A 12429-nucleotide genomic window follows, 5' to 3' on the forward strand; every position below is an offset into this window, starting at 1 on the left:
AGCGGTGTGTCAGCCAGCTTATCTGTAGCTGACACACCGTCATCGGGGGCAAGCCCCCTCCCACATTTGGTCTGCGGTGCGCTCAGGAGACCTATTCAGGCATCAACTGCTGGCGGCACTCCAGCACCAGCCGCGCGCCGCCCAGTTCGCTGGTGGCCACGTCCAGCCTGAAGCCGTGCAGGTTGATGATCGCCGCGACAATCGACAGGCCCAGGCCAAATCCACCTTGCTGATCACTCTCATCGACCCGATAGAAGCGCTGGAATACCGAGGCGCGCTCGGCCGCCGGAATCCCCGGCCCGGAGTCGAGCACTTCGATCCGCGTGCTGCCCACATCATTGACCGCGCGCAGGATCACCTGGCCGCCGGGCGGGGTGAACTTGATCGAATTGCTCAGCAGGTTGGCCAGGGCCTCGAACAACAGGGCGCGGTCGCCAGTGATCCAGGGCAGTGAGTCCGGGGTCTGCAGCAGCAGCTCCAACTCGCCTTCTTCGGCCAGGGGCAGGTAGAAGTCATGCAGTTCGCGCAGCAGCGGCAGTGGGTCCATGAGCAAAAAGCCTGAACGGCGCTGGTGGTCTTCCAGTTCCGAAATGCGCAGCAGGCCGCGAAAACGCGCCATCAGAGTGTCGGTTTCGGCAATCGCGTCATCAAGCTTCACCGCATGGGCCGAGTCTTCCTCCGCTTGTTGCTTGATGCGGTAAAGCTGCGCACGCAAGCGCGTCAGCGGCGTGCGCAGATCGTGGGCGATGTTGTCGCACACGCCCTTGACCTCGTTCATCAGCTTTTCGATGCGGTCGAGCATGGCGTTGACAATAGCCGCGAGCATGTCCAGTTCATCGCGCCGATTGGACAGCGGCAAGCGGTGCGTCAGGTCACCGGCGACGATGGCTTCGGCGCTCGCCTGAATGCCGCGAATGCGCCGCAGCGGACGGCGGCGCAGCAAGTGCCAGCCGGCGACGCCGGGGATGATGGTCAGCGACAGCGCCCACAGCAGGGCATGCCAGATGATCCGGGTCACGCCGAACAGCGAACCGTTGGCGCGCACCAGCACCAGCCAGCGGTCGTCGTCGGTGTGGGTGGCCACGGCGTCACAACTGTCCTTGGGCAGTTTCGGATCGTCGGAGTCGACACAGTTGGCCAGGGAATGGATCTTGCCATCCAGCGGCAAGTCGGGCGGCACGGCGCGGATCGGCCCGCTCAACGGACGAAATTGTTCGTCGAACAGGCCATAGGCATCCACGCCTTTCATATCGAAGGTCATGCTGGTGGTCAGCGCCTCCACCAGTTCTTCGCCGTCGAACCGCTGGAACAGATGCTGGCGCTGCATCAACGAATGGCGCGACAGGTCGCCCAGGTACCCGGACACCTCGTAATACAGCACCCCCATGAGGATGCAGCTCCACGCCACGAACAGCGAACTGTACAGCGCCAGCAAACGGCTGCTGGAAGAGCGCCAGCCCTTAGAGGGGTTCAGCAATGACATATCCCGAGCCTCGTACCGTGCGAATCAGCGGCGTGAGGCCCGGCGGGTCGATTTTCTTGCGCAGGCGACCGATGTGCACATCGATCAGGTTGGTGCCGGGATCGAAGTGGTAGCCCCAGACTTCCTCGAAGATCATCATGCGCGACAGGATCTGCCCGGTGTTGCGCATCAGAAATTCCAGCAGCTTGTACTCGGTGGGCAACAGACTCAGCGGCTGATCGGCACGGCTGGCTTCGCGGCTGATCAGATTCAGTTCGAGGTCGGCCACGCGCAGGGCGGTTTCGAATTCCTTCACCGTGCTTTTACGGCGCAGCAGCACCTCGACGCGGGCGGCCATTTCATCGGAAGCGAAGGGCTTGGTCAGGTAGTCATCGCCGCCGGCGCGCAGACCGCGCACGCGTTCGTCCACGTCGGAGAGGGCGCTGATCATCAAAATCGGCGTCGACACCCCGATGGTGCGAAGCGTGGTGACGATGGCCAAGCCATCCAGTTCGGGCAGCATGCGGTCGAGGGTGATCAGATCGTAATCACCACTCACGGCACGGACCAGGCCTTCGCGGCCGTTGTCCACCCAGTCTACGTCCAGTCCATGGCTACTCAGCTCGGCGACGATCTCGCGGGCCGTTACGGCGTCATCCTCGATGGTCAAAATGCGGGTCATAGGATTACCTGGTGAGCGTTCACACTAGAAGTGTGGGCATTTTGCCAAGAAGTTGCTGAATGTTTCCTAAATAAAACTTCATCTATCCAAATCACCGCCTATTCCAGTGTGGGAGGGGGCTGTCCAACAGGAGAATGCATAACGCCCGCTCTCTGCAGGCCATTCTTGCAACTTGCATGATTTTAAGAAGTTCAATTTAGTTAAGTTGTTGAAATATAAGCAGTTTATTTTCCACTTGGGCTGGCACGCTGCCTGCACTGTCCTTTTTGAGACTTGTAACACTATTTTTCATGCCTGGAGCAAAACAACAATGATCACATCTTCATCCACGCTGCAAGAGTCAAGCGCGCTCTCCGGGGTTTCCTGGGGGGCGATTTTTGCCGGGGCCGCTGCGGCGGCTGCACTGTCCTTGATCCTGGTGCTGCTGGGCTTCGGCCTGGGCTTTTCGGCAGTATCGCCGTGGGCCGACAGCGGCATGAGCGCCAAGGGGCTTGGCATTTCCACGATTGTCTGGTTGGCGTTCACCCAAATCGTCGCGTCGGGCCTGGGCGGCTACATTGCCGGCCGGTTGCGTGTGAAGTGGGCCAATCTGCATGGCGATGAGGTGTACTTCCGCGACACCGCACACGGCTTCCTGGCCTGGGCGGTCGCTACACTGATTACTGCGATGCTGGTAGTCGGTTCGGTCAGCAGCGTCGTCAGCGGCGGCGTGAAAGCCGGTGCCAGCGTTGCGTCGGGCGCCGCCAGCGGCATGTCCCAGGCCGCCGGCAACGTAGCCAAGGGTGCCCACAGCGGTGACTTCGGTTACTACGTCGACAGCTTGTTCCGCGATGACCGCCCTGCAGCGGTCAGCGATGACGCCGCCCATGCCGTGGTCGGTCGCATCTTTGCGCGTACGTTGAGCAATGACGGCCAACTGGCTCCGGAAGACCGTACCTACCTGGCCCAATTGATCAGCCAGCGCACCAACCTCAGCCAGGCCGATGCCGAGGCACGTATCGACAAGGTCTACGGCGATGCCCGTAAAGCTGTCGAAGACGCCAAGGTCAAAGCCAAGCAAGCCGCCGACACGGCCGCGAAAGTCGCTGCCTACACCTCGCTGTGGACCTTCGTCGCGCTGCTGATCGGTGCATTCTTCGCCAGCTTCGCCGCAACCTTCGGCGGTCGTCGCCGGGATGCCGTGGTGTACGTCGAAACCGAAAACTACGTTCGTTAATTCAAGGAGAACATGATGCGCTCATTACTGCTGTGGTTCCTCGGCGTGCCAATTCCGCTGATTATCCTGATTGCAATCTTCATGCACTAAACCTGAGCCTGGCTCAATGTGGGAGGGGGCTTGCTCCCGATAGTGGAGTGTCAGTCAGCCGATTCGGCGACTGATACCCTGCTATCGGGGGCAAGCCCCCTCCCACATTTGGTTGGCGGTGAACCCACCTCAGTCGTCGAACCCCACCTGCTCGTGAATCTCGTCCACCTTCAGTTCCAACCGATACGCCACCGCAATGAACAACGCCTGGCACAGGCAAAGCGTGGCGCTCAGTGAGCGGAAGGCAAACGAGGAGCCTTCATTGACCAACAATACCGCGTTTGCCCGCTTGGCCAGGGGCGACAGGTTGCTGTCGGTAATGATCAGTGTTTTCGCCTGGTGATGCTGGGCGATGCGCAGGCAGTGCTGGGTCTCTTTACCGTAGGGCGTAAAGCTGATGGCAATCACCAGATCATTGGCACGCACGCTGCGCATCTGTTCGCGGTAGCTGCCACCCAGCCCCGAAATCAGGTGAATGCGCTTGTTGGTGTGCTGCAGGTTGTACACCAGGTAGTCGGCCACCGCGAATGAGCGGCGTACGCCGACCACGTAGATATTGTCGGCATTGACCACCAGGTCCACGGCCTTGTCGAAGGCCGCGTCGTCCAATTCCAGCCCCAGTCGTTCGATGCCGGATAACGTGGCGTTGACGCACTCACGCGCCAGGTCGCCGCCGCTGGCCTTCTGCGACTTGTTGGCGATCATGCTGCGGATGCGCTGCTGGTAGTTCTGCACCGGCGTGGTCTTGTGGGTATACGCCTCGCGAAACAGCGCCTGCATCTCACTGAACCCGCTGAAGCCGAACCGCTGGGAAAACCGAACGATGGCCGAGGGGTGTACCTCGCATTCACGGGCAATGTCGCTGATGCGGTCGACCATGATCCGGTCGCTCTGCTGGCTCATGTAGCTGGCGATGCGCTTAAGTTGGCGGGGCAGGCTTTCGTATTCGTCGGTGATCAGCTGCAACAGGCGTTCGGCATTGATCGGAGGGCTGGCGATTGGATCTTCCAGGTTGGTCTCGGGATCGGTGCGGGACATGGGCAATCCTTCTGGCGTGTTCGTCTGGTGCGCTGATGGGTGGCGCAAGTCTACAGGGTAGGCGCAAAAAAATACCTCGGCATCACGGCCTGCGCGGGCTGCTGAAACGATGCACGATGGCTGCCACAGCATTATGCCGGCTTATTGGAAAAAATATTCCACAAAAAATAATTATGGAATAAATATTGATTGCCGCCGCCGGACGTTCTAGTCTGCTCCCACCAAGAGCGTTTGCCGTCGCTACGGCGGCACAACGCAGGCTGATAAAAATAACAGGAGCCAGCATGGGCCAGACTCGTTTTGCCAGTGGGCGTCAATTGGATCTGATTTGCCTCGGACGCCTGGGCGTCGACCTTTATGCGCAGCAAGTGGGGGCGCGGCTTGAGGACGTGTCCAGCTTCGCCAAATACCTCGGCGGTTCCTCCGCCAATATCGCCTTCGGTACGGCGCGACTGGGGCTGAAATCAGCGATGCTCAGCCGTGTGGGCGACGACCATATGGGCCGTTTCCTGGTGGAATCCCTGGCCCGTGAAGGCTGTGACGTCAGCGCCATCAAGGTCGACCCGGAACGCCTGACCGCACTGGTGCTGCTCGGTCTCAAGGACCGTGAAACCTTCCCCCTGGTGTTCTACCGCGAAAACTGTGCGGACATGGCCTTGCGCGCTGAAGACATCAGCGAAGCCTTCATTGCCTCGAGCAAGGCGCTGCTGATCACCGGCACGCATTTCTCCACTGACGGGGTGTACAAGGCCAGCATCCAGGCGCTGGACTACGCGGCCAAACACAACGTCAAGCGCGTACTCGACATCGACTACCGTCCGGTGCTGTGGGGCCTGGCCGGCAAGGCCGATGGCGAGACCCGCTTTGTCGCCGACCAGAATGTCAGCCAGCATGTGCAGAAAATCCTGCCGCGTTTCGATCTGATTGTCGGTACCGAAGAAGAATTCCTGATTGCCGGCGGCAGTGAAGACCTGCTCGGCGCCTTGCGCACCGTGCGCGAACTGACGCCCGCCGCCCTGGTTGTCAAGCTCGGCCCGCAAGGCTGCACGGTGATTCACGGCGCCATTCCCGAACGCCTGGAAGACGGTGCGATCTACCCCGGCGTGCGCGTGGAAGTGCTCAATGTGCTGGGTGCCGGCGATGCCTTCATGTCGGGCTTCCTCAGCGGTTGGCTCAACGACGCCACAGATGAGCGTTGCAGCCAGTTGGCCAATGCCTGTGGCGGCCTGGTGGTGTCGCGCCACGCCTGCGCGCCGGCCATGCCGACGCCTGCGGAGCTTGAGTACCTGTTCAACAGCCCGGTGCCGATCACCCGGCCTGACCAGGACGCGACCCTGCAACGGCTGCACCGCGTCAGCGTGCCGCGCAAAACCTGGAAGCAGCTGTTCGTGTTCGCCTTCGACCACCGCTGGCAACTGGTCGACCTGGCTCAGCGCGGCGGCCAGGATGTGGCGCGCATCAGTGCGATCAAGCAATTGTTTATCCAGGCCATCGAACGCGTGGAGCGCAAGCTGGGCGAGCAGGGCATCGAGGCCGATGTGGGCCTGTTGGCCGACCAGCGTTTCGGCCAGGATGCGCTCAACGCCGCCAGCGGTCGCGGCTGGTGGATCGCACGCCCGGTCGAAGTGCAGAACTCGCGGCCCCTGGCGTTCGAACACGGTCGCTCCCTCGGCAGCAACCTGATCGCCTGGCCTGCGGAACAGATCATCAAGTGCCTGGTGCAATTTCATCCCGACGATGAGCCGCTGCTGCGCCTGGAACAGGAAGCGCAGCTCAAGGCGGTGTACGAAGCGTCCATTGTCAGCGGCCACGAACTGCTGCTGGAAGTCATCCCGCCCAAGGATCACCCGTCCACTTACCCGGACGCGCTCTATCGCAGCCTCAAACGACTCTACAACCTCGGCATCTACCCGGCGTGGTGGAAGATCGAGGCGCAATCGGCCGAGGACTGGAAAAAGCTCGACGAACTGATCGAAGAGCGCGACCCGTACTGCCGGGGCGTGGTGCTGCTGGGGCTGAACGCGTCGGCGGAGTTTCTTGCCGACGGCTTCAAGCAGGCCAGCCAGAGCACCACCTGCCGAGGGTTTGCCGTGGGCCGCACGATCTTTCAGGAACCGAGCAAGGCGTGGATGGCGGGGGAAATCGACGATGAAACCCTGATCCAGCGTGTCCAGGCGACGTTCGAGCAACTCATCAGCGCCTGGCGCAGTGCGCGAAATTAAATCAGATCAAATGTGGGAGGGGCGGTGCGACGATTCGACTTGCCCCCGATGGCGGAGTGTCAGGCAACACTTCTGTAACTGAACTGCCGCTATCGGGGGCAAGCCCCCTCCCACATAAAGCAGATTTTCAGTGTTAGTTGAAAACAATAAAAGGTGCAGCCATGCCCGCAATCCGAATTGGCATCAACCCGATCTCCTGGAGCAACGACGACCTGCCGGCCCTGGGCGGTGAAACGCCGCTGAGCACCGCGTTGAGCGAAGGCAAGGAGATCGGCTACGAAGGTTTCGAACTCAACGGCAAATTCCCCAAGGACGCCAAAGGGGTCGCCGAAGTGCTGCGCCCCTATGACCTGGCGCTGGTCTCCGGCTGGTATTCCAGCCGCCTGGCGCGGCGTTCGGTGGCCGAGGAAATCGAGGCCATCGCCGGCCATGTCGAGTTGCTCAAGCACAATGGCGCGACGGTGCTGGTGTACGGCGAAGTCGCCGATTCGATCCAGGGTTCGCGCATCCGTCTGATCGAACGCCCACGCTTTCACACCGAGCAGGCGTGGCAGGCGTATGCCGACAAGCTCACGGAACTGGCGCGTTTCACCCTGTCCCAGGGCGTGCGCCTGGCCTACCACCACCATATGGGCGCGTATGTCGAATCCCCCGAGGATATCGATCAACTGATGCGCCGCACCGGGCCGGAAGTCGGCCTGCTGTTCGACTCGGGCCACTGCTACATGGGCGGCGGCGAACCCCTCGAGGTGCTGCGCAAGCACATCGGGCGCATCTGCCACGTGCATTTCAAGGACGTGCGCAAACCCGTGGTGCAACTGGCGCGCAACCAGATGTGGAGCTTTCCCGACTGCATCGTCAATGGCACCTTCACTGTGCCCGGCGACGGCGATATCGATTTTGCGCCCTTGCTCGATGTGCTGCTGGCCGCCGGTTACAGCGGCTGGCTGGTGGTCGAGGCCGAGCAGGACCCGGCCGTGGCGCCCAGCTATATCTACGCGAAAAAGGGCTACGACACGTTGCGAGCATTGCTCGACGAGAGGACTTAACCATGAGCTTGCTGGTCAAGAGCAACACACGCGGACAAACCATGGTCGCCCTGCAAGAAGGGCGCCTGGAGTATGTCGGTTTCAGCGCTTATCGCCTGAGTCTGGGCGAGACGCTGCCGGTCAGCGCCGGCGACAAGGAGCTGTGCCTGGTGCTGCTCAGCGGCCGGGTGAATATAGAGGGCGAGGGCTTCGACTGGCAGAACCTGGGGGATCGTCAATCGGTGTTCGAGGACAAATCCCCGTTCGCCGCCTACCTGCCGCCAGGCACCGACGCTCAGGTCACCGCCTTGAGTGACGTACAGATCGCGGTCTGCGCCGCGCCCGGCGCGGGCGGTTACACACCGCGCCTGATCCGCCCGCAACAGTGCAAGCGCAGCGTGCGCGGCAAGGGCGCCAACACCCGCTACGTGTGCGACATCCTGCCCGACAGCGAGCCGGCGCATTCGCTGCTGGTGGTGGAAGTGCGCACGCCATCCGGGCATTCGTCGAGCTACCCGCCGCACAAGCACGACACCGATGACCTGCCGCACCAGAGCTTTCTGGAAGAGACCTACTACCACCAGGTCAATCCGCCCCAGGGCTTCGTATTCCAGCGCGTGTACACCGATGATCGCAGTATCGACCAGGCCATGGCCGTGGAAAACAGCGACCTGGTGGTGGTGCCCAAGGGCTATCACCCGGTCAGCGTGCCGTACGGTTACGAGTCGTATTACCTGAACGTCATGGCCGGGCCCAAGCGTGCCTGGCACTTCCATAACGACCCGCAGCACAGTTGGCTGCTGGACCTCTGAACGGTTTTGCACGGAGAACAACAACAATGAAGTCGCCGCTACGCTTTGCCCTTAACCGTATGGTCGCACCCAACCTGTCCCTGCCGGATTTCATCCAGCTGGCCGCGTCGCTCAAGTGCGATGCCATCGAGATCCGCAATGATCTCAAGGACCGCCAGATCGAATACGGCACGCCCGCCAGCCGTGTGCGCGAGTTGTGCGCGGTGCAGGGCATCACGGTGTTGTCGATCAACGCGCTGTATCCCTTTGACGTGTGGAACGATGAGCGCCGTGCCCAGGCAATCGAGCTTGCCACCTATGCCCGTGAATGCGGCGCCCTGGGCCTGGTGATGTGCCCGTTCAACGAGCCGGGCGACACGCGCACCGATGCCCAGCGCGCCGCCGGTTTGCGCACGGCGTTGAGCGAACTGGCGCCGATCCTGCGCGAGTACGGGATCCTCGGTTTCGTCGAGCCCCTGGGCTTCGAAGAATCGGCCCTGCGCCGCAAGCGCGTGGCGGTTGACGCGATCAAGGCCATTGGCGGGCTGGATGTGTTCCGTGTGGTGCACGACACCTTTCATCATCACCTGGCCAATGAGCATGAGTTCTTCCCCGAACTCACCGGGCTGGTGCATATCTCCGGCGTGGAAGATGCCGAGGCGCCGCTCAACGCGATCCGTGACGGCCACCGCGTACTGGTGGGCGAGGGCGACATCCTCGGCAATGCGGCGCAGATCGACACCTTGCTCAGCACCGGCTACAGCGGCTACCTGTCGTTCGAGCCGTTTGCGACCAGCGTGCATGAACTGGCGGATATCCAGCAGGCCTTGGGGGCAAGCATTGCCCACCTGAAAAAAAGTTAAGGGGCGCGACATGACCACCACCCGACTGACCATGGCCCAGGCCCTGGTGAAGTTCCTGGATAACCAATACATCGAAGTCGATGGCGTGCAGAGCAAGTTTGTCGCCGGCGTGTTCACCATTTTCGGTCACGGTAATGTGCTGGGCCTCGGCCAGGCGCTGGAGCAGGACAGCGGCGACCTGGTGGTGCATCAGGGCCGCAACGAGCAGGGCATGGCCCACGCCGCCATCGGCTTTGCCAAGCAGCACCTGCGCCGCAAGATCTACGCGTGCACCGCCTCGGTGGGGCCCGGCGCGGCGAATATGCTCACCGCCGCGGCCACCGCCACCGCCAACCGCATTCCGTTGCTGCTGCTGCCCGGCGATGTCTACGCCAGCCGCCAGCCGGACCCGGTGTTGCAACAGATCGAGCAGTTCCATGACCTGAGCATCAGTACCAACGATGCCTTTCGCTCGGTGAGTAAATACTGGGACCGCATCAACCGCCCGGAGCAATTGATGAGCGCGGCGATCCATGCCATGCGCGTGCTCACTGATCCTGCGCAAACCGGCGCCGTCACCCTGGCGCTGCCCCAGGATGTGCAGGCCGAAGCCTGGGACTATCCGGATTACTTCCTGCAAAAGCGCGTGCACCGCATCGAACGTCGCCCGCCGACGGCCGCGATGCTCGGCGATGCGCTGAACGCCTTCAAGGGCAAGCGCAAACCACTGATCATCTGCGGCGGCGGGGTGAAGTACTCCGGCGCGAATGCCGCGCTGCAAGCCTTCGCCGAGCGCTTCGATATCCCCTTCGCCGAAACCCAGGCGGGCAAGAGCGCGGTGGTGTCCAGCCACCCGCTGAACGTCGGTGGTATCGGCGAGACCGGCTGCCTGGCGGCCAACCTGCTGGCGCCGGAGGCGGACCTGATCATCGGCATCGGCACCCGTTATACCGACTTCACCACCTCGTCCAAATCGCTGTTCAAGCACGCCGAGGTGACGTTTCTCAACCTCAATATCAGCCCGTGCGATGCGTTGAAACTCGACGGCGTGCAAGTGCTGGGCGATGCCAGGGTCGGCCTGGAGGCGCTGGCCGATGCGCTGGGGGATTACCGCGCCGGGTGGGGCGAGCAGGTGCGCGACGCCAGGGCGCAACTGGACGCCGAGGTCGACCGCGTGCATCAGGTTGAATACCAGGGCGATGATTTCGTCCCCGAAGTTGATGACCACCTGGACCGCGCGGTCCTGCGCGAATTTATCGAGCTGACCGGCTCCTGCCTGACCCAGAGTCGCGTACTCGGCGTGCTCAATCGAACCCTGGCCGACGACGCCATCATTGTCGCCGCCGCCGGCAGCCTGCCCGGCGATCTGCAGCGCGCCTGGCGCAGCAAGGGCGTGAACACCTACCACGTCGAATACGGTTATTCGTGCATGGGCTACGAGATCAACGCCGCCCTCGGCGTCAAGCTGGCCGAGCCAGGCAAAGAGGTGTACGCGCTGGTCGGCGATGGCTCCTACATGATGCTGCATTCGGAGTTGGCCACCTCGATCCAGGAGCGCCGCAAGATCAACGTGGTGCTGCTCGACAACATGGCCTTCGGTTGCATCAACAACCTGCAGATCGGCAACGGCATGGACAGCTTCGGCACCGAGTTCCGCTACCGCAACCCCGAGAGCGGCAAGCTCGACGGCGGCCTGGTGCCGGTGGATTTCGCCATGAGCGCCGCGGCCTATGGTTGCAAGACCTACAAGGTCAGCACTGTGGAGCAACTCGAAGCGGCCCTGGCCGATGCGCGTACCCAGACCGTTTCGACCCTGATCGATATCAAGGTGCTGCCCAAGACCATGGTCCACGGCTACCTGTCGTGGTGGCGGGTGGGGGTGGCGCAGGTGTCCACCAGCGAACGCACGAATGCCGCTGCAAAAAAACTCAATGAACAGCTGGCCAAAGCCCGGCAGTACTAATAACAAGAGGAGTGTGTGTATGTCGTTGAAGCTTGGAGTGATCGGTACCGGTGCCATCGGCCGTGACCATATTCGTCGTTGCAGCCAGACCTTGCTCAACAGCCAGGTGGTGGCGGTCACCGATATCAACCTTGAGCAGGCCGCCAAGGTGGTGGCTGATTTGAAAATGGACGCCGAGGTGTACCCCGACGGCCACGCGTTGATCAACTCGCCGCAGGTGCAAGCCGTGCTGGTGACCTCGTGGGGACCGAGCCACGAAGAGTTCGTGCTCGCCGCCATCGCGGCCGGTAAACCGGTGTTCTGCGAGAAACCCCTGGCCGTGACCGCCGAAGGCTGCCGCCGGATCGTCGAAGCCGAAGTGGCGCACGGCAAGCGCCTGGTGCAAGTCGGTTTCATGCGCCCCTATGACGAAGGTTATCGCGCCTTGAAAGCGGTGATCGACAGCGGTCAGATCGGCGAGCCGCTGATGCTGCACTGCGCCCATCGCAACCCGACGGTGGGCGAAAACTACAAGACCGACATGGCGATTACCGACACCCTGATCCACGAACTGGATGTCTTGCGTTGGCTGCTCAACGACGATTACGCCTCCGTGCAGGTGGTGTTCCCGCGCAAGAGCAGCAAAGCCCTGGCGCACTTGCGCGACCCGCAGATCGTCTTGCTGGAGACCGTCAAGGGCACGCGCATCGATGTGGAAGTGTTCGTCAACTGCCAATACGGCTACGACATTCAGTGCGAAGTGGTGGGGGAGAGCGGCATCGCCAAATTGCCGGAGCCTTCGCAGGTGCAACTGCGCAGCGGGGCGAAGTTGTCGAACGCGATTCTGATGGACTGGAAGGACCGGTTTATCGGGGCCTATGACGTGGAATTGCAGGCGTTCATCGACAGCGTGCGCGCCGGGCAAGTGGGCGGGCCGTCGGCCTGGGACGGGTATGCGGCGGCCGTGGCGGCGGATGCGTGTATTGAAGCGCAGGGCAGTGGGCAGATTGTGCCGGTGAGCCTGCCGGATCGCCCGCACTTCTACGGCTGACCCCAAATCTGAATTGAAATGCAGTCAGTGTGGGAGGGGGCTTGCCCCCGATGGCAGTGTGTCAG

The 12429-nt window shown here is 62.1% G+C and carries 11 protein-coding genes; 7 read left to right on the forward strand and 4 right to left on the reverse strand.

Translation table 11 applies throughout. From position 1 onward, the window contains the following. Nucleotides 1–91: 91 nt before the first annotated feature. Complete coding sequence (locus MRY17_RS11280; RefSeq protein ID WP_191953306.1) at nt 92–1483, reverse strand: sensor histidine kinase; 1392 nt, start codon at nt 1481–1483, stop codon at nt 92–94. Beyond that, nucleotides 1461–2144 carry a response regulator transcription factor gene (locus MRY17_RS11285; protein WP_010564812.1) on the reverse strand — a complete coding sequence of 228 codons (684 nt, stop codon included), beginning with the start codon at nt 2142–2144 and terminating at the stop codon, nt 1461–1463. The genes MRY17_RS11280 and MRY17_RS11285 overlap by 23 nt, the downstream gene beginning before the upstream one ends. Before the next feature lie 310 nt (nt 2145–2454). Between MRY17_RS11285 and MRY17_RS11290 the strand changes: the two genes are divergently transcribed. Then, nucleotides 2455–3360, forward strand: coding sequence for a hypothetical protein (locus tag MRY17_RS11290; protein ID WP_191955689.1), 906 nt, complete (start codon nt 2455–2457; stop codon nt 3358–3360). 219 nt (nt 3361–3579) lie between these two features. On the opposite strand, the gene MRY17_RS11295 is transcribed toward MRY17_RS11290, so the two are convergent. Both MRY17_RS11295 and MRY17_RS11300 read right to left on the reverse strand, forming a co-directional pair. Further along, nucleotides 3580–4488 carry a MurR/RpiR family transcriptional regulator gene (locus MRY17_RS11295; protein WP_181285108.1) on the reverse strand — a complete coding sequence of 303 codons (909 nt, stop codon included), beginning with the start codon at nt 4486–4488 and terminating at the stop codon, nt 3580–3582. An 82-nt stretch (nt 4489–4570) separates the two neighbouring features. Next, on the reverse strand, nt 4571–4774 hold the full coding sequence (locus tag MRY17_RS11300; protein WP_181285107.1) for a hypothetical protein: 204 nt from the start codon (nt 4772–4774) through the stop codon (nt 4571–4573). On the opposite strand from MRY17_RS11300, the gene MRY17_RS11305 reads away from it, so the two are divergent. The 6 genes from MRY17_RS11305 (at nt 4773) to MRY17_RS11330 (ending at nt 12364) form a co-directional block, all read left to right on the forward strand. Continuing rightward, nucleotides 4773–6710 (forward strand): bifunctional 5-dehydro-2-deoxygluconokinase/5-dehydro-2-deoxyphosphogluconate aldolase, encoded by a 1938-nt coding sequence (locus tag MRY17_RS11305; protein WP_243353774.1) that lies wholly within the window; start codon nt 4773–4775, stop codon nt 6708–6710. The two genes, MRY17_RS11300 and MRY17_RS11305, sit on opposite strands and share 2 nt — an antisense overlap. A 161-nt stretch (nt 6711–6871) precedes the next feature. After that, nucleotides 6872–7759: a myo-inosose-2 dehydratase gene (iolE, locus tag MRY17_RS11310; RefSeq protein WP_191953303.1), complete on the forward strand. Its 888-nt coding sequence runs from the start codon at nt 6872–6874 to the stop codon at nt 7757–7759. A 2-nt stretch (nt 7760–7761) separates the two neighbouring features. Further along, nucleotides 7762–8550 (forward strand): 5-deoxy-glucuronate isomerase, encoded by a 789-nt coding sequence (iolB, locus tag MRY17_RS11315; RefSeq protein WP_181285104.1) that lies wholly within the window; start codon nt 7762–7764, stop codon nt 8548–8550. Nucleotides 8551–8576: 26 nt separating this feature from the next. Continuing rightward, nucleotides 8577–9392, forward strand: coding sequence for a TIM barrel protein (locus tag MRY17_RS11320; RefSeq protein WP_243353775.1), 816 nt, complete (start codon nt 8577–8579; stop codon nt 9390–9392). A gap of 10 nt (nt 9393–9402) precedes the next feature. Further along, nucleotides 9403–11334, forward strand: a complete 1932-nt coding sequence (gene iolD / locus MRY17_RS11325) for a 3D-(3,5/4)-trihydroxycyclohexane-1,2-dione acylhydrolase (decyclizing) (protein ID WP_243353776.1) — start codon at nt 9403–9405, stop codon at nt 11332–11334. Between the two features lie 19 nt (nt 11335–11353). After that, nucleotides 11354–12364 carry a Gfo/Idh/MocA family protein gene (locus tag MRY17_RS11330; RefSeq protein ID WP_243353777.1) on the forward strand — a complete coding sequence of 337 codons (1011 nt, stop codon included), beginning with the start codon at nt 11354–11356 and terminating at the stop codon, nt 12362–12364. Nucleotides 12365–12429: the final 65 nt, after the last annotated feature.

Source organism: Pseudomonas orientalis (genome assembly GCF_022807995.1).
In the GTDB taxonomy this organism is placed as follows: domain Bacteria; phylum Pseudomonadota; class Gammaproteobacteria; order Pseudomonadales; family Pseudomonadaceae; genus Aquipseudomonas; species Aquipseudomonas orientalis_B.